This is a genomic window from Kribbella sp. NBC_01245, assembly GCF_036226525.1.
Classification (GTDB): Bacteria; Actinomycetota; Actinomycetes; order Propionibacteriales; family Kribbellaceae; genus Kribbella.
Genome location: NZ_CP108487.1, coordinates 6,751,035 through 6,767,791, shown reverse-complemented (window position 1 = coordinate 6,767,791; position 16,757 = coordinate 6,751,035). Strand labels below are relative to the sequence as shown.

17 protein-coding genes are annotated in these 16,757 nt (G+C 67.4%); 8 read left to right on the top strand and 9 right to left on the bottom strand.

What is annotated here, in order from left to right:
• The first annotated feature begins 80 nt into the window (after positions 1–80).
• The 3 genes from OG394_RS30865 (at position 81) to OG394_RS30855 (ending at position 2,873) form a co-directional block, all read left to right on the top strand.
• Positions 81–965: an HAD family hydrolase gene (locus OG394_RS30865; RefSeq protein WP_328990677.1), complete on the top strand. Its 885-nt coding sequence runs from the start codon at positions 81–83 to the stop codon at positions 963–965.
• A gap of 13 nt (positions 966–978) precedes the next feature.
• Positions 979–1,551: a sigma-70 family RNA polymerase sigma factor gene (locus OG394_RS30860; protein WP_328990676.1), complete on the top strand. Its 573-nt coding sequence runs from the start codon at positions 979–981 to the stop codon at positions 1,549–1,551.
• Between the two features lie 398 nt (positions 1,552–1,949).
• Entirely contained in the window at positions 1,950–2,873 is a 924-nt protein-coding gene (locus OG394_RS30855) for a DUF5667 domain-containing protein (RefSeq protein WP_328990675.1), read from the top strand.
• Between the two features lie 188 nt (positions 2,874–3,061).
• On the opposite strand, the gene OG394_RS30850 is transcribed toward OG394_RS30855, so the two are convergent.
• The 5 genes from OG394_RS30850 to OG394_RS30830 form a co-directional block, all read right to left on the bottom strand.
• Entirely contained in the window at positions 3,062–4,420 is a 1,359-nt protein-coding gene (locus tag OG394_RS30850) for a lysophospholipid acyltransferase family protein (protein WP_328990674.1), read from the bottom strand.
• Complete coding sequence (locus OG394_RS30845) at positions 4,413–5,420, bottom strand: NAD-dependent epimerase/dehydratase family protein (protein WP_442914239.1); 1,008 nt, start codon at positions 5,418–5,420, stop codon at positions 4,413–4,415. The genes OG394_RS30850 and OG394_RS30845 overlap by 8 nt, the downstream gene beginning before the upstream one ends.
• Positions 5,421–5,450: 30 nt before the next feature.
• Positions 5,451–5,552 (bottom strand): 30S ribosomal protein bS22, encoded by a 102-nt coding sequence (locus OG394_RS30840; RefSeq protein WP_008356322.1) that lies wholly within the window; start codon positions 5,550–5,552, stop codon positions 5,451–5,453.
• A 142-nt stretch (positions 5,553–5,694) separates the two neighbouring features.
• Positions 5,695–6,231: a GNAT family N-acetyltransferase gene (locus tag OG394_RS30835; RefSeq protein WP_328990673.1), complete on the bottom strand. Its 537-nt coding sequence runs from the start codon at positions 6,229–6,231 to the stop codon at positions 5,695–5,697.
• A 20-nt stretch (positions 6,232–6,251) separates the two neighbouring features.
• A complete protein-coding gene (locus tag OG394_RS30830) occupies positions 6,252–7,517 on the bottom strand; it encodes an amidohydrolase family protein (RefSeq protein ID WP_328990672.1) in 1,266 nt (421 codons plus the stop codon).
• Between the two features lie 64 nt (positions 7,518–7,581).
• Here OG394_RS30830 and OG394_RS30825 point away from each other — a divergent pair, with 64 nt between their 5' ends.
• The gene (locus tag OG394_RS30825) at positions 7,582–8,109 is read left to right on the top strand and encodes a MarR family winged helix-turn-helix transcriptional regulator (RefSeq protein ID WP_328990671.1); all 528 of its coding nucleotides are present in this window, start codon (positions 7,582–7,584) and stop codon (positions 8,107–8,109) included.
• 84 nt (positions 8,110–8,193) lie between these two features.
• Here OG394_RS30825 and OG394_RS30820 read toward each other — a convergent pair whose 3' ends face one another.
• Positions 8,194–8,409 carry a helix-turn-helix domain-containing protein gene (locus OG394_RS30820; protein WP_012923942.1) on the bottom strand — a complete coding sequence of 72 codons (216 nt, stop codon included), beginning with the start codon at positions 8,407–8,409 and terminating at the stop codon, positions 8,194–8,196.
• 179 nt (positions 8,410–8,588) lie between these two features.
• Positions 8,589–9,764: an acetoin utilization protein AcuC gene (locus tag OG394_RS30815; protein ID WP_328990668.1), complete on the bottom strand. Its 1,176-nt coding sequence runs from the start codon at positions 9,762–9,764 to the stop codon at positions 8,589–8,591.
• A 148-nt stretch (positions 9,765–9,912) separates the two neighbouring features.
• Here OG394_RS30815 and OG394_RS30810 point away from each other — a divergent pair, with 148 nt between their 5' ends.
• The 4 genes from OG394_RS30810 (at position 9,913) to OG394_RS30795 (ending at position 13,931) form a co-directional block, all read left to right on the top strand.
• On the top strand, positions 9,913–11,028 hold the full coding sequence (locus tag OG394_RS30810) for a GDSL-type esterase/lipase family protein (RefSeq protein WP_328990667.1): 1,116 nt from the start codon (positions 9,913–9,915) through the stop codon (positions 11,026–11,028).
• 309 nt (positions 11,029–11,337) lie between these two features.
• The gene (gene trpS / locus OG394_RS30805) at positions 11,338–12,306 is read left to right on the top strand and encodes a tryptophan--tRNA ligase (RefSeq protein WP_328990666.1); all 969 of its coding nucleotides are present in this window, start codon (positions 11,338–11,340) and stop codon (positions 12,304–12,306) included.
• Between the two features lie 161 nt (positions 12,307–12,467).
• A complete protein-coding gene (locus OG394_RS30800; protein ID WP_328990665.1) occupies positions 12,468–13,223 on the top strand; it encodes an endonuclease/exonuclease/phosphatase family protein in 756 nt (251 codons plus the stop codon).
• A 60-nt stretch (positions 13,224–13,283) separates the two neighbouring features.
• Positions 13,284–13,931, top strand: coding sequence for a hypothetical protein (locus OG394_RS30795; protein ID WP_328990664.1), 648 nt, complete (start codon positions 13,284–13,286; stop codon positions 13,929–13,931).
• A gap of 115 nt (positions 13,932–14,046) precedes the next feature.
• On the opposite strand, the gene OG394_RS30790 is transcribed toward OG394_RS30795, so the two are convergent.
• Entirely contained in the window at positions 14,047–14,943 is an 897-nt protein-coding gene (locus OG394_RS30790) for a TIGR03560 family F420-dependent LLM class oxidoreductase (protein WP_328990663.1), read from the bottom strand.
• 9 nt (positions 14,944–14,952) lie between these two features.
• Positions 14,953–16,731: a hypothetical protein gene (locus OG394_RS30785; RefSeq protein WP_328990662.1), complete on the bottom strand. Its 1,779-nt coding sequence runs from the start codon at positions 16,729–16,731 to the stop codon at positions 14,953–14,955.
• Positions 16,732–16,757 lie beyond the last annotated feature (26 nt).

Below are 16,757 nucleotides of genomic sequence, written 5' to 3'. Positions count from 1 at the left end.
CCCCGGCAGGGCCGAAACACCTTTTGGACAGGACGCGCAGCGAACGGCCAGTTACGCAGAGATGCCCTAGGCTCGCTCCCATGACTCGCCCACCGACGCGTGACCTGCGCGCCCGGTCGGTGCTCGCCGGTGAGGCCTCGGCCGCCGTCGCGGAACTCGAAGCCGCCCTGGAGACACCGCCTGTGGTGCACTCTGCCGCGTTCTTCGACGTCGACAACACGTTGCTCCGCGGCGCTTCGGTGTACTACCTGGCGAAGGGGCTGTACCGGCGCAAGTTCTTCAGCCGGGGCGAGATCGCGGCCAAGGCCTGGCAGCAGCTCAAGTTCCGGCTGGCCGGTGAGACGCCGGAATCGGTGGCGAACGCGCGGGCCTCGGCCCTGTCGTTCATCGCCGGGCACAGCGTGGCGGAGCTGACGATGCTGGTCGAGGAGATCTTCGACGAGGGCATGGCCGACCGGATCTGGCCGGGTACGAAGGCGCTCACCCAGATGCACCTGGACGCCGGTGAGCGGGTCTGGCTGGTGACGGCCGCGCCCGCCGAGGTGGCCCGGCTGCTGGCCCGCCGGCTCGGTCTGACCGGTGCCCTGGGCACGGTCGCCGCCGAGGTGGACGGGGTCTACACGGGCGAGTTGGTCGGCGATATCCTGCACGGCCCGGCCAAGGCGGAGGCGGTTCGCGCCCTGGCCACCCGCGAGGGTCTGGACCTGGCTCAATGCGCCGCCTACTCCGACTCCGTGAACGATCTTCCGATGCTCGAATTGGTGGGGCACCCCTGTGCGATCAACCCCGATGGAAAGCTGCGCCGGCAGGCGAATTCGGCCGGCTGGCGAATCCGTGATTACCGGACTGGACGAAAGGCGGCACGCCTTGGGCTGTTGACAGCCGGTGCAACAGGGACAACTCTCGGTGCTGTCTCAGCCGCCGTGGCCTTGCACAGGCGTGCCAGTCGTAGACGTGTCAGTTGAACGGGGAGAGATCGTGACGACGCCGGAGCCAAGCCCGGACACGATGAGACGCGCCGAACTGGTCGACCGCGCACAAGCGGGCGACGTCGGCGCGTTCGGAGAGCTGTACGACGAGTACTCACTCACGGTGTACCGGTATATCTACGCCCGGGTGTCCTCGTCGGCCCTGGCGGAGGACCTGACCAGCGAGACGTTCGTGCGGGCGTTGCGCGCACTGGACTCGTTCCGCTGGCAGGGCCGCGACTTCGGGGCCTGGCTGGTCACCATCGCCAGGAACCTGATCACCGACCACTACAAGTCCGGCCGGGTCCGGCTGGAAGTGGTCACGGACGAAATCGAGACCCACGATCGGCAGACGGACGGACCGGAGGTCGACGTGCTCGCCGCGGCGACCGCCGAGGTGCTCCGCGACGCCGTGGCCGCCTTGCCGGACGAACAGCGCGACTGCCTCACGATGAGGTTCTTCGCGGGACTTTCGATCGCCGAGACGGCGCGGGCGCTGGAAAAATCGGAAGGCGCTGTGAAACAACTACAACTGCGGGCCGTGCGTCATTTGGCGAAGGTTATCCCCAAGGACTTGCGATGAGGTGGATCACTACGCATGTCTTTCGTAACCCGTCAGGGAGTTTCCTCGTTGCCCTGGGTGAGGACCGGTCGGTGACCCCGATTGGCCATTGAGGAGAACTAGGACTCATGAGTGACTTGCACAGGGCTCGAGCGCGCGCGGAGGCATTCGCGCATGCGGTCGATCACGGGCCCCGTCACTCTTCGCGACTGAGCGATGACCCCGAGCTTGCGACCGCTGTTGAACTCGTCGGACGGCTGAGGACCGCCGGCGCAGTTGCACCGCGACCAGAGTTCACTGCCGAGCTGAGGCACCGCCTCCTCGAGCAGGCAGCGGCCCGTGCCGCGACGACTCCGACCGTGGTACGCAGTGGCCCAGACGCTTCGGATGAATTGCCGCCCCGCGAGGACGACGCGTCCGTGACAGATATCGGACACCGCCAGCGTCGGCGGATCAGCTTGGTCGCCAGTACGGCGGCATTGGTGCTACTCGGTGGTGGCATCGGTTCCGCAGCGGCAGCCCAGCAGGCTATGCCTGGCGACGCGCTGTACGGCATGAAGCGTGGCATCGAGAACGTCTCCACCAACGTCAGCGTCGGGGATGACTCCCGCGGCCGGCGTGAGCTCGGTCACGCGATGACCCGGCTCGCCGAGGTCGACGCGTTGCTGAAGGACGGTGGCGATGTCGACACCATCAACCGCACCCTGGACGACTTCTCCGTCCAGGCCCGCCGGGGCGTCTCCCGGCTGGTCGCGGCCTACCAGCAGAACGAGGACAAGGCCGCGATCGGTGCGGTCACCACGTTCATCACCGACGCCCGGCAGGCCCTGGCCGACCTGGCGCCCCGACTCCCCGCCGAATCGCTGAAGCAAGCGGTTCAGGCCCTCGCGACCATCGGTCAGCTGGCCGATCACGCGGCCGGCGCCTGCACCGACTGCGACAAGCCGAAGCCGGTCAAGTCCGGTGGCCCGACCCGGGTCAACGGCGGCGGTTCGGAGCCGACGGTCGCACCGGGTGGCGGCGAGGCCAGCACAGGAGGCCCGTCGTCCATGCCGACGACGTTTCCATCGCTGAACACCAGCCCGGGCGTGTCCTTGGCCACCGCGCCGACCAAGTCCGGCGAGGTGGTCACCCAGACCACCCCGACCCCGACGCCGATCATTCCCTCGGTGGACTTGAACCCGACCACGACCCCAACACCCTCGGGTACGACGAAGCCCCCGACGGGGACCCATCCAACGTTGCCGACGCCGACCTTGCCGACGACACCGTGGAGGTTTCCCTTTCCCACGCTGAGCATCCCGAACCCGCTCTGCCTCCCCCTCCTACCGCCCTGCCGCTAAAGCAGGCGCCCGAATAAACGGTCTGGCCCGGTGCACCCGCACCGGGCCAGACCTTTTGGGCTCACCTACATCCCCTTTGCGTTGATTGGTCTGCATCCCGCTAGCCCATTCCGCGGCGGGTCGGCTGGAAGGAGACGCAGGCGGGCGGATTCGGACCAATCAACGCAAAGGGATGTAGGTGGCCGGGGTTAGAAGAAGACGCTGCGGCGTTGCATTAGGAGGGCGTAGAGGGTCTGCTGGATCGTTTCGCGGACCTGGTCGGTGACGTTGAAGACGAGCATGGGGTCGTCGGCGGCGCCTTCGGCGAATTCGTCGGTGCGGATGGGCTCGCCGAATTCGATCAGCCACTTCGAGGGCAGCGGGATCAGGCCGAGGGGGCCGAGCAGGGGGAAGAACGGGGTGACCGGGATGTACGGCACGCCGAGCAGTCGGGCGAGGGACGAGATGTTGCCGACCAAGGGGTAGATCTCTTCGGCACCGACGATCGAGCAGGGCACGATCGGTACGCCGGTACGCATGGCGGCGCTGACGAATCCCCCGCGGCCGAACCGCTGCAGCCGGTACCGCTCGCTGAACGGTTTGCCGATGCCCTTGAAGCCCTCGGGCCACACCCCGACCAGGTCGCCACGGCCGAGCAGGCGCTCCGCGTCGTCGTTGCCGGCGAGCGTCGCGCCACCCTTGCGGGCCATCTCGCCTACGAACGGGGTCTGGAAGACCAGGTCCGCGGCGAGGGTGCGCAACGGCCGATGCGCGTGGTCCCGCACGATCAGCTGGGTGATCAGCCCGTCCACCGGCATCGTGCCCGAGTGGTTGGCCACGATCAGCGCGCCACCGGTGTCGGGGATGTTCTCGATACCGCGCACCTCGACGCGGAACCACTTCTCCGCCAAGGGACGCAGCAGCGTGAGGAACACCTCGTCGGTGAGCTCCTCGTCATAACCGAATTCGTCCACCTCGTACTGCCCGGTGAGCCGGCGCCGCAGGAAGGCCAATAGTTCGGCCACTTTGCGCTCGCCATCCGGCCCGAGCCATTCGCGCACCAGCTTCTCGAAACCGAGGAACGCCTCCGCCTGCTCGACGCCAATTCCAGCGCCGCCACCGGCACCACCCGGTACGTCGTACGCGCCGCCCGCCGCATCCGCTGGTACGTCGTGCGCCGGACCCGATCCAGGCTCGCCAGACGCGCCCGATCCGGGCTCACCTGGTGTGCCGATCGACGCGCTCGGTTCCGTCGTACCGGCCGCAGCATCTGAAGCGTCGACGGGGCCGGCCGAACGGCGTCCGCGGGCCGCGCCGTTCTGCGAGGACTTGCCGTTGGTCGACTTCGCGCGCCCGGTCCCAGTGGCAGCGCGGCTCGAGCGGGCGGAAGACTTGGGCGTAGCCGAGGGCGTGGTGGGCTCTTCGGCGTCCGGCTCGGGTTTGCGTTTGGCCTTGGCGGCGGCGGGACCTGCGAGTGAACGAGCCGCGGCCGAGGGCGTCGTACGACGGCCGCTACCTCGACCGGGTCGGCCGCCAGAGCCGATCGGGATGATGTCCGCGTCAGCCACGCAGTGCCCCTAGACCGGCTGAGACCAGGCGGGACGCGTTGGTGAGTGCGCCCGTGCCGATCGACTGGCGGAAGTCCTCGAAGGCGGCGGCCGTGGTGTAACCCGGCTCGAAGCCGAACTCGGCGCGCATACGAGTGGTGTCGACCGCCCGGCCATACGTCAGATACGTCATCTGGTCCGGCGAGAAGTCGGCCAATCGCGCGCGTCGCACCAGCATCGCCGTACTGGACGCAGTGAAGGACGGCAGCGGCAAGGCCGGCCGGCCGAGACGTCGGATCGCCTGGGAGAGGGAGAGAATCCCGTCACCGGCAAGGTTGAAGGTGCCGGGTAGATCGTTCATCGCGGCGTGGTGAATCGCCTCGACGCCATCGGACTCGTGCAGGAACTGCAGCCGGGCGTCGAACCCGAGCACGGTCGGGATGACGGGCATGCCGAAGTAGCGCGTGATCGGTGAATCGGTCGATGGGCCGATCCAGTTGGCCATCCGCAACGTGGTGACGCAGACGTCGGGCCGGCGCCGGGCGAAACCCCGCACGTAACCCTCGACCTCGACGGCGTCCTTGCTCAGCCCCGTCTGCGGTATCGCCCGTGGCGCCATCTCCTCGGTGAACAAGGCGGGGTCGCGCGGACCCGCGCCGTACACCGTGGTGGACGACTTCACCACCAGCTTGGCCACGCCGGGCGCCTTCTGGCACGCGGCGAGCAACTGCATGGTGCCGATGACGTTGATCTCTTTCATCGACGACCGCCCACCGGCGCTGCCGGGGGTGGCCACCACGCCGGTATGAACGACGGTGTCGACGTCCTCACCCGCGATCACCTTGGCGATCACGGGATTACGGATGTCGGCCCGCACGAACCGGACACGACCGAGTTCCGCGCGTGGCGGAACGACGTCGATACCGATCACCGCACCGATCGCCGGATCTGCCGCGAGCCGGCGCGCGCACCGTGCACCGGCGTCTCTCGAGACACCCGTCACCATCACCACGCGCGCCACGCAGACCTCCGGCTCGATCGGCTCCGGCGGTTACTTACCGAGCTTGCGGCGCTGAACCCGCGTCTTCTTCAGCAACTTGCGGTGCTTCTTCTTCGCCATACGCTTACGGCGCTTCTTGATGACCGAACCCACTGTGGACCTTCCAAACTTAAGAGAGCGTCGGCAAAGCCTACCTGCTGGGCCGCCACTCACCTAAGTCGCGCCCACTCGGCTCATACCAACACAGTTGTACTAACACGTGCAGCACGGGCAATCCCCCATGTGGAAGCTAAATCTACCGCCCGAAGCCGCTGAGGTGTTCCCACACGTACAACGTGCAGGTCCGGCCCTTGTCGACGACGACGACCGGATCGCGCTCGGTCAGCACATAACCAGCGGCCTTCGCGACCGCGACACTGCCCGCGTTGTCCGCCTCGATCTCGAGGATGACCTGCTTGATCCCCGCGACGCGGTGGGCGTAATCGGTCAGCAGCCGCAGCGCACGGGAGGCCAGCGCCTGACCGCGATGGGCCGGGCCGATCGCGTAGCCGAGGCTGTTGTGCGACCGGCTGAGCAAGACCTCACCGAGCGGCTCCTCGCCATCCACCGTGATCGCGAGCTGGACGCGATCACCGATCTCCGCCGTACGACGAGCCGTTTCCAGGTATGCCTGCGCTGCCGCCAAGTCGAACGGCGAGACCAGTGGCGTCCAGTACGCCACCTCCGGATTGTCGAACAGCCCGACCATCAGCGGTACGTCGGAGTCCCGCCATTCGCGCAACACCAGCCCGTCACCCTCGAGCCGGACCTGCTCGCGCTCGTCGATCGTCATGGCTCCAGTCTTACCAACGGTCAAGCGACGACGCGGCGAGTGGTCGCGCTGAGGGCGCTGAGGGTCTCAGTCAACGCCGGATGCAGGAGCCGACCTTGCCGCTTCACCGGCACGCCCGCGACCAGGACGGTGTCGACGTTGCCTGGGTGAGCACCGGTCACGACGGTCGCGATCGGGTCGTGCGAACCACCCGCGAGGTTGATGTCGTCGGCCCGGATGAGCTGGATATCGGCCTGCTTGCCGACCTGGAGCGAGCCGACCTGGTCTGCCAGACCGAGCGCACGCGCGCCGTCGAGCGTGGCCAGCCGGAGCACCTCGGCAGCCGTCGGCTTCGAGCCGGTGCCACGCGTGCCGATCGCGAGCGTCGCGCGCATCACCGAGAACATGTCCCCCGCCACCGCTGCGACGACGTCGATCCCGAGTCCGGTCGTCACACGGTGAGCGCGCAGCCGCCCGACCATCGGAGCACCAACCGACATCTGCTCCTCGATCGCCGGCGTGATCGACACCGCGCCGCCGCTCTCCGCGATCAGCTTCAGCTCACTGTCGGGCAGCGAATTGCCATGTACATAAAGGGTTCGCGGTCCAAGAAGGTTGCGCTGGGCAAGGAACTCGACCGGCTTCTCCGCGACCGGGCCACTGCTCACGTGCGCCACGATCGGCAGCCCGAGGTCGGCCGCGAGGCGCCAATCCGACTCGACCGAAGCCGCCGACGCGTACGACGGTCCGATCGCGGCGAGGGCCATCGTCAACAGGCCCGGCTGGTCGGGGAAGTACGTGTCGCGGACGCGAGCCACCTCGGCCTGGTCGAGAGGTACGTCGGCGAGCGGTGGATATCCGTAACCGAAGATCGCCCGGATACCCGAAGCGCGAAGGCCTCCGATCAAGGCGTCGGTGTGCTCGGCGGACGACTGGATGTGCGAGAAGTCCTGCACGGTGGTGATGCCCGCGTCGAGGCACTCCAGCGCCCCGGCGAGATTGCCGGTGTAGAGGTCCTCGGGAGTGAAGCGCGGGCCGAGTTCACCGAGGACGCGATACAGGTAACCGCCGAGGTCTAGGTCGGCGCCGATACCGCGCAGGGCCGTCTCCCAGACATGGCGATGAGTGTCGACGAAGCCCGGCAACACGTAGCGACCCGACGCGTCGATGACCTCAGCGTCCTGGACGTCTAGCCCTGGGCCGACGGCCAGGATGCGGCCGTCTTCGATCAGGACGTCGGTGTTGGGTCGGACGGTCGGCTCGGGATCTGTATCGATGACCGTTCCGCCACGGAGCAGGAGACGCATGAGATTTCCCTTCACAAGAAAGCTTTTTTGAAAGCTATCACCAAAGAGACCTAGGATGTCAACCATGGATCGGGTGGAGCAGTTGATGAAGGCGTGGCAGGTAGAACTGCCCGATGTGCTGCACCCGACTACCGAACTGGCCAAGCGGCTGATGACGTTGAACGGCGAGCTGACGGAATCGACTCGTCAGCTGCTACCCGAGTTGGGGCTCACGACCGCCGAGTTCGATGTGCTGGTCACGTTGCGGCGGAGTGGGCCGCCGTTCCAGTTGAAGCCGAGTGAGTTGAGCCGCGGGCTGTTGCTCTCGACCGGCGGCACGAGTAATCTGACGAATCAGCTGGCCAACCGTGGCCTGGTCGTGCGCGAGGCCGATCCGGATGACGGCCGCGGCACGCAGATCCGTCTCACCGACGAAGGCGTCGCGCTGGCCGAGAAGGCTGTGCGGGCCGCATCCGCCGCACACGCGGACCACTTGGCCGACGTACCGCCTGAGCTGGTCGAGCAGGCAACGCGCGCGCTTCGCGAGATCTCGCGACTGACCGCCGCACGCGGCACGACGCCCGGCCGCGCACGTCGTACGCCGGTCAGCTGACGACGTACGGCCAAAGCAAGACAAAGCAGTGGCATGACGAAGCGGCCGGTCCCTGGTAGAGGATCGGCCGCTTCGCTCTCGTAGTTATCCGGCTTGGAAGAAAGCGCCTTTGAGATAGTCATGCACGGCATCCTCGGAGACCCGGAAGGACCGGCCGACCCGCACCGCGGGCAGCTCGCCGGAATGCACCAACCGGTACACGGTCATCTTGGACACGCGCATGGCTGTGGCCACCTCGGCCACGGTCAGGAACTTCACCTCGGCAAGCGGCTGCTCACCACCGGACTTCTTTGATGCCATAACGCACCGCACTTCCAGCCCGAGTCGTGCGCCGGCTTCCCCTCCGGCACCTCCGCTCGCGCGTAGGTCGAGCCTAGTGGCTCGTGGTGCGAATGGGAAAGGGGGTGCCCCTGTGACCTGGCGGAATCCGGACAAATCCCCCGAATCGAGCCTTGCGGCGCCAAATGGTGGGGCGGAGCTCAGTACATCGGGTCGAGCCCGAGCAGCGGGAAACTCACGTCCCGGGTCGCCTTGATCGACCGGTCGAGCCAGGTGTCGGGGTTATAGCCGGACGACCAGTCGGTGTACGTCGCGTCGCGGCCGTCGGTCATCCGCGACGGCGCGACCTGGCCGAGCCGCATCCGGACCTCGTCGCGCCAAGACTCCGGCACGGGCGTAGCCGGGTCGATCGGGTGACCCGCGACGATCGCGAGCAAGTGCGTCCACGCTCGCGGAACGACCTCGACAATCGCGTAACCACCGCCACCGGTCGCGACCCATTTGCCGTCGCAGACCTCATGGGCGAGGTCATGCAGTGCGATGTACGCCGCACGCTGACCGTCGACCGTCTTGGTCAGATGCGCGAGTGGATCCTCGACGTGGGAGTCGCAGCCGTGCTGGGTGACCAGGATCGACGGGCGGAAGGCCTTCACCACGTCCGGCACGATCGCGTGGAAGGCCCGCAGCCAACCGGCATCACCCGTGCCGGGCGGCAGCGGGATGTTGACCGCCGTACCTTCGGCGCCCGGGCCGCCCGTCTCCCCCGCCGAGCCCGTCCCCGGGAAAAGCGTGGTCGGCGACTCGTGCAGGCTGACGGTCAGGACCCGCGGGTCGTTGTAGAAGACAGCCTGTACGCCGTCGCCGTGGTGGACGTCGACGTCGACGTACGCGACCCGCTCGGCGCCTTGGTCGAGCAGCCACTGGATCGCGACGGCCGGATCGTTGTAGACGCAGAAGCCGCTCGCCATCGACGGCATCGCGTGGTGCAGACCGCCGGCCACGTTCGCCGCGTGCAGCACCTCGCCGGACCAGACCGCGCGGGCCGCCTCGACGGAGGCGCCGACCACGTGGGCCGATGCCTCGTGCATCTGCGGAAAGCAATAGGTGTCGTCGGTGCCGAGGCCGTGCGCGAGATCCGGCACGTTCGGGTCGTCGCCGGCGCGCTTGACGGCCGCGATGTACTCCGGCGTATGCACGGTCGCGAGCAGCGCGTCATCCGCGACCGGCGCGGGCACCACCTTGAGCTGATCGAGTACGCCGAGCGCCCGGGCCAACCGAACGGTCAGGTCGATCCGGATCGGGCTCATCGGATGACCGTGACCGAAGTCGTAGGCGGTCAATCCCTCGTCGAAGACCAGCAGCGCCTCACCACTCATGCCCCTGACCATAGCCCGCTCGGCTGGGGTGGGTCCGCCTGACGGACTGTCAAGTGGTCTACCAGTGAGGTGGAAACGATTGGCGGCGGCGGGCCTGGCCAGAAGGATCGGCTAGCGACATCCCGTAGTCCGCCGAAGGGAATTCCTCATGCGTGCCCTGCTCAAAGCCGTGCCCGTGGCCGCCGCGACGGCCGCGCTGATCCTCAACGTCAGCCCGCCCATCTCCGCCTCCGCGCCCACCGATGCCGCGCCCGCCGTACCGCTGGTGCGGGCGACGCCGACCAAGATCATGCCGATCGGCGACTCGAATACGGCCGGCGCCGACGCGGCCGCGGGCGGATATCGCACCGACCTCTGGCAGTTGCTGAACGCCGACCGCCGTCCGATCGACTTCGTCGGCTCGGTCCGATCCGGCTCGGCCGCGCTCGGCGACCACGACCACGAAGGCCATGGCGGCTGGACCATTCAGGGGATCCACGACAGCGTGATCGGCTGGCTGCAGACCTACCAGCCCGACGTGGTGACGCTGCAGATCGGCACGAACGACATGTACAACGACGCGTCCGCCGGGCTCGCGCCGGGGCGTCTGTCCGCCCTGGTCGACCGGATCACGACGACCGCGCCGAATACCCAGGTCTTCGTGACCAGCCTGCCGCCGACCCGGATCGAGGCCGACCAACGCCGTACGCAGGCCTTCAACGCCTACATCCCGGGCATGGTCGACGCGAAACGGGCCGCTGGTAAGCAGGTCACGTACGTCGACACCGGCTCGGCGTACGTCGCGCCCTTCGACCTGATGGACAACGTGCACCCGTATTACGGCGCCGCGTCCCGTGCCGCGTCCAAGTGGTACGCCGCCCTGACCGATTTGCCGGTTGCGCGCTACGAGGCCGAGCAGACCGCCAACGCCAAGATCACCGACGCCCGGATCACGCAGATCACTTCGGCGTCGGGCGGTGCCAAGTCCGCGTACATCGACTTCGCCACCAGCTCGGTCGTCTTCACCGTCCAGGTAGGGGCCGCAGGCAACTACCGGGTCCGCGCCCGCGGCGCCAACGGCATGGGGCAAACCTGCAGCCACCTCATCGCCGCCAACAACGGCCCGACCCAACCGGTCGTCTACCCGGGTATCTCCTGGGACCTGTTCGCCGTCATCGCCGTCGACGTACCGCTCCAAGCCGGCACCAACACCCTCAAGTTCACCAAGGGCGACTGCTACACCGAACTAGACGCCATCGACCTCTCCCCCACCCCCACCTCTTAAGCGGAACCGCGGCCGGGGCTCACGTCTTTGCATTCATTCGTCGGAATCCGCCCTCTCATGTCCGCGTGCCTGTGCAGGTCAGTGGCGGGAGGAGGGCGGATTCCGACGAATGAATGCAAAGACGTGAGACATGCAGGTATTGTGGCGGCGTGAATACCGGACGTCGTATGACTTTCGTGCAGTGGTGGACCGCTTAGGGCGGACCCACTGCGTTCACACGCATCCAACGGCCGCCTCGCCGAGGCGGCCGTTTTTTGTGCCCGCACCGGCGGTGGTGACCACAAAACCACTGAAAGGTTAGGCACCACCATGGTCTCGGTCTCCGGCATCACCCCGTCCGGGCGGCTCACGCTCGGCAACCACCTCGGCGCGTTGCGGCGGTTCGGCGCAGAGACGGTCGAGGACGACTTCTACTTCGTGGCGGATCTCCACGCCATGACCACAAAACACGATCCACGCCGTCTCGCCCGGCTCACCCGGGAGACGGCGACGCTGATGCTCGCGGCGGGCCTGCCACCGGGGTCGGTCTTCGTCCAGTCGGCGGTACCGGCGCATGCCCAGTTGGCGTACCTGCTCGAGTGCACGTCGTACGTCGGTGAGCTGTCGCGGATGATCCAGTACAAGGAGAAGGGCAACGGCCGCCCGATGACGCGCGCCTCGCTCTTCACGTATCCGTGTCTGATGGCGGCGGACATCCTGCTGTACGGCGCGGAGAAGGTGCCGGTCGGCGGCGACCAGGACCAGCACGTCGAACTCGCGCGGGATATCGCGGTCCGGTTCAACCGCGAGTACGGCGAGACGTTCGTCGTACCGCAATTGGAGAAGGCGAAACAGGCCGCCCGCGTCCGCGATCTCGCCACCCCGACGGCCAAGATGGACAAGTCGGCGCCGGATGACGCCATCGGTACGATCCGGCTGCTCGATCCGCCGGACGTGATCCGCCGTCAGGTGATGCGGGCGGTCACGGATTCGGGGGACGAGGTCCGCCACGACTACGAGGCGAAGCCCGGCGTGACGAACCTGCTGGAGATCCTCGCGGCCTGCACGGACGGGGATGCGGTCGCGCTGGCGGACGCGTACTCGTCGTACGGGCAGTTGAAGAACGATGTCGCCGAGGCTGTGCTGGCGGTGATCGAGCCCCTGCAGAAGAAGTTCGCCGACCTCGCCTCGGACCGTTCCGGGCTCGACGCCATCCTCGCCGCCGGCCGCGACCGCGCCACCGAGGCCGGCCAGCCCCGTCTCCAGGCAGCCCTCCGAGCCATGGGCCTCAACGGTTGAAGGGATGAACCGTGCGCCGGAAGTCCTTCGGCGCACACCTCTAGCGTTCATTCGTCGGAATCCGCCCTCGCCCGCCGCTTACCTGTACAGCTGCGCTGAGCTCAAGAGGGCGGATTCCGACGAATGAACGCAACCACAGGAGGGGATGGCAGGATCGGGGTATGGGATTGCGGGTCGGGACGTTCAATATCCGGAACTCGTCGGCCGATGATGGTGACGACTCTTGGCCGGTACGGCGTGGGGCGACCGTCGCGGCGATCGAGGCGCTGGACGCCGACGTGATCGGGTTGCAGGAGGTGTTGCCGGATCAGTTGGCGTATTTGCGCGAGGCGCTCCCGGCGTACGAGCTAGTCGGTGCAGGACGGGACGACGGCGACGCGGCCGGCGAGCACGCGACTGTGTTGGTACGACGTTCGCAGTGGCTAGTGGAATCGCACGCGACGCGCTGGCTGTCCGTGGAACCAGAACGCCCGGGTTCCGTCGGATGGGACGCGGACCTCACTCGGATCGCCACCCTGGTCCGATTGCGGCATCGCGAGAGCGGCAAGGCCCTGGGGATCGCGAACACGCATTACGACCACGCGGGCGCGACGGCACGGCTCGAGTCGTCGTTGTTGCTCGACCGCTGGCTCGCCGCTGAGCCCGATCTGCCCTGGGTTCTGCTCGGCGATCTCAACGCGACGCCCGACTCGGAACCCCTGCAGGCGTTGACGAATGCTGGCTGGCGGCAGACCCTTCCGGCCGATGCGGGCGGCACCGACCATGAGTTCACCGGTGCCGAGGACCGGGACCGGATCGACCACATCCTGATCGGCAAAGGCCTCAGCTGTGTCGGCGCGCGGATCGCCTACGAACGGTTCGACGGGCGGCTGCCCAGTGATCACTGGCCGGTGGTCGCTGATCTGAATATGACCTGACTGTGATCCTCACGTAACCTTATGCGCTGTCGCGGGTTGACATGTGGTGAGGAGAGTGATGTGAAGGTCTTCAGAGTCCCACCTGACTGGCCCGTGCCACCACGCCGGAACTGGGAGCCGCCGAAGGGCTGGCAGCCGCATCCGAGCTGGCCGCCGGCTCCCGCGGACTGGGAGTTCTGGGTCGACGGCGAAGGCCGACCGACCCGCGGCCCGGTCGGGCTGTACGGCGGTGCCGAGCGCAAGGCCGTGGTCAGAACGGCGTTGACCGTCGGGCTCACCCTGGTCGCCGCAGGCTGGATCGTCGCCGTGATGAACACCGGCGACGGCAATGACGCGCAGGCCATCACCAGCACCACCAGTGAGACCAGTCAGACTCCGAGTACGACGCCAACGGCCAAGCCGACGCGAGTCGCCAAGACGCCCGCGCCCAAACCGGCCAAGCCGAGCGCGACCACCACGCCGCGTCGTACCGAGGCCAAACCGGTGATCAGGGCGACGAAGCCAACGCCGACCAAGACGTCCGCGTCGACTCGGCCCACACCTCGGCCGACCAAGACCGCCACGGCGACCACGATCCAACCGACACCACCTCCGCCCACCGTGACCATCCGAAACATGGAGGACTGGCAGAAGTGGTGCGCCCCCGGCAAGCCGTACGAGAAGTACTGCGGCGTCGGCGCTTGGACCACACCCGATCCCGGCAACTAGGCCGTCCCCAGAACCTTTTCATTCATTCGTCGGAATCCGCCCTCTCAGCACAGCGGACAGGTGCAGGTCAGCGGACGGCAGAGGGCGGATTCCGACGAATGAATGAAAAGGTTCGTTAGGCGAAGGCTTCTTGGCGGAGGCGTTCTAGGGCGTCGAAGCGGCGGGGGCCGTCGCCGAGGGCGGAGTCGGGGATGATGAGTTCGTCGATGCCGGCTTCGGCGTATCGGCCGACGGCGTCGCGGACCTCCTCGGCGCTGCCCATCACGACGTGACGGACGCGAGCCAGGAGATCGTCGCGGCGCTGTTTCGCCTCGGTATCACCCGGTTCGATGATCTCGATCAAGGCCTGCGTCGAGCGTCGTACCGTGCTGGGGTCGCGGCCGATGCGCTCGCAGTGTTCGCGGAAGACTTTTCCCTTGTGGGCGGCCGTTTCCGGCGTACCCCAGTGGTTCCACTCGTCGGCGTAGCGGGCGACGATGCCGAGGGCGACCTTCTCCCCCGCGGCGCCGATCAGCAGTGGCAGGTTCGCCGGTTTGGGGTGCATCGGCGCGTCCGACAGCTGGTAGAACTTGCCCTCGAAATCGGCGCGTTCCTGCGTCAGCAAGGCGGTGAAGACCTGGCAGGCCTCGTCGAATCGCGCGAGCAGTTCCTTCACCGGCGGCAGCTCGATGCCGTACGCCTCGTGCTCGTTGACCTGCCAGCCCGCGCCGATACCGAGCACGAACCGGCCGCGGCTGAGCTGATCGATGGCGGCCGCCTGGTTCGCGACGACGGCCGGGTGGCGGTAGGTGTTGCCCGCGACCAGCGAGCCCAGGCGGACGCGTTCGGTGCGGACGGCCAGGGCGGAGAGGACCGAGAAGCACTCCAGGATCGACCCGGACCGCTGGTCGTTGTTGTCCATGAAGTGGTCGGCGAACCAGACGCCGTGCCAGCCGGTGCGTTCCGCATACTCGGCGCCTTCGAGGATGCCGTCCCAGTCGTGCCTCAACGCCGGCCATAAGGAGAAGTCCATCCGCAAATCCTAGTAGCGGAGGAAAAACGTCGCAGCGCAAAGCAGGACGTAGGCGGCGATCATCGCGGCACCGGATGCGAGGCGGGTTTGGGAGGTGGTCGGTTGGGAGCGGACGCGAAGCGCCTCGGCCACCGATGCGACGTACTGCGGAGTGGTTCGTTCCTCGTCGAGACCGCCCACAACGTGGAAGTCGTCGTCGGTCTCGAAGGTGATCTGCTCGCCCGCCACCTCGATCGACTTAACGCCTTGCCACGGCACCCGATGAACCTGAGTGGTCGACCGGATCTCCATCGCGTTCGCCTCGAAAACCACGCCGTGCAACAGATAGAGGCACGCGAAGTTGATCCCGCCGCCGCCCGCGCCAAGGGCGAGGACGCCCAACCACCAGTCACCGGGATTGGCCCAGAGCACCGCCGGCGCGATCACGAAAGGTGCCACCAGCAACAACTTTGTCCACCACGGCGCCGGTTCGATCGGGACGTGCCAGGGCAGCGGTGGGACATCCTCAGCCGGTTCGGCAGCCTCGGGCTCTTCCTCCTCAGACTCGTCAACAGTCGAGAGGCCCTCGAACTCCTCCCGCTCGAAGCGCTGGCCGAGTGATCCCGGCAGCAACTCCAGCGGGCTGACCCGGACCGCCCGCAACGGGCTGGACGCGCGCATGACGGTGTCGCCGATGACCAGTGTGACCCACGAACCTTCGACCAGATCGCCTACCAGCAAGGCGTTTCCCTCGTACTTGCGCAACCCTTCGGCCCAGGTCCGCCGTACCGTAGCGGGCACGAACTCGGCCTCTTCCTTATCGAGGAGGTCGTACGCCGCGTCCAGCTCGCCCGCCTGGTCCGGGTCATCGGGCAGCGCGTCCACGAACGCCAGCACGTGCTCGAAGTCCCGGTCGTCGGCCGCGAACACTGCGAACCTCATCCCCGCGTCCGGCGCGATCAGCACCGGTAGGCCGGTCGTCGTAACGCGCCGCCTCGGCCGGATTCGCCGCCTGCGAAGGTCCGTCCCGACCAGCAGCAGGCCGAGCAGCAGGGCACCACCTGCGACCGTGTACCACCACGTGTTGTCAGCGGGCTCCCCTACGAGCCGGAACCAACTCGAGTCGTCGGGATCGACCAGTACGGCGATTCGCTCGCCCACGACATACGTCTCGTACGGCGTGATCTTCCGGTTCGCGCCGTCGGGGATGGCCAGCTCGATCTCGCCTTCATCGAGTACGGCGACGACCTTCGCGGAGTGCTGGACGGCCCGGCTCAGGTGGTCCCGCTCCTCGGCGTCCTGCCGGTTCATGACGACGAGCGAGACGGCCGCCACCACGATCGCGAGGCCCATCGCGCCGAGTCGCCAGGTGAACCCGACTGGTTCCGCCGGCGGCAGTACGACCGGCCGGCGGGCTAGATCGCGCGTCAGGGTGACCTGGCGATTCCGGCTGAACGTCAGCCAGACCAATAACGCCAGACAGAGCACGCCGTACGCCGCCCAGGCCAGCTGCGCCTCGGGAATATCGTCGAACCAGACGTCCAGTACGGCGAAAGTGATGCCGAGTGCTGCCGCCACGCGTGGCATCCACCACCACAACGCCAGTGATCCGAGGCAGGCGACCAACGCGATCGAGAAGGTCGCATCCGCGAGGCACGGATCATCCTGCAAACACCTCGAGTCGTCGAACGCGACCGACACGACCATCGCCGCCAGCCAGACCGCGGGCAACACATACCGATAAACCCAACTCGGCACCCCCGCCGCAACCCACCGACGCGCAACCTCCGCGTCCAACGTCTTCGTCATGCCCGGCCCAAGCCCTTTCTTCTGCC

Bases quoted from the DNA above. Each gene is read 5' to 3' on its own strand.
- OG394_RS30820 (WP_012923942.1), bottom strand. From the start codon at position 8,409: ATGGCATCAAAGAAGTCCGGTGGTGAGCAGCCGCTTGCCGAGGTGAAG.
- OG394_RS30800 (WP_328990665.1), top strand. From the start codon at position 12,468: ATGGGATTGCGGGTCGGGACGTTCAATATCCGGAACTCGTCGGCCGAT.
- OG394_RS30865 (WP_328990677.1), top strand. From the start codon at position 81: ATGACTCGCCCACCGACGCGTGACCTGCGCGCCCGGTCGGTGCTCGCC.
- OG394_RS30810 (WP_328990667.1), top strand. From the start codon at position 9,913: ATGCGTGCCCTGCTCAAAGCCGTGCCCGTGGCCGCCGCGACGGCCGCG.
- OG394_RS30785 (WP_328990662.1), bottom strand. From the start codon at position 16,731: ATGACGAAGACGTTGGACGCGGAGGTTGCGCGTCGGTGGGTTGCGGCG.
- OG394_RS30825 (WP_328990671.1), top strand. From the start codon at position 7,582: ATGGATCGGGTGGAGCAGTTGATGAAGGCGTGGCAGGTAGAACTGCCC.
- OG394_RS30815 (WP_328990668.1), bottom strand. From the start codon at position 9,764: ATGAGTGGTGAGGCGCTGCTGGTCTTCGACGAGGGATTGACCGCCTAC.
- OG394_RS30790 (WP_328990663.1), bottom strand. From the start codon at position 14,943: ATGGACTTCTCCTTATGGCCGGCGTTGAGGCACGACTGGGACGGCATC.
- OG394_RS30830 (WP_328990672.1), bottom strand. From the start codon at position 7,517: ATGCGTCTCCTGCTCCGTGGCGGAACGGTCATCGATACAGATCCCGAG.
- OG394_RS30835 (WP_328990673.1), bottom strand. From the start codon at position 6,231: ATGACGATCGACGAGCGCGAGCAGGTCCGGCTCGAGGGTGACGGGCTG.
- trpS (WP_328990666.1), top strand. From the start codon at position 11,338: ATGGTCTCGGTCTCCGGCATCACCCCGTCCGGGCGGCTCACGCTCGGC.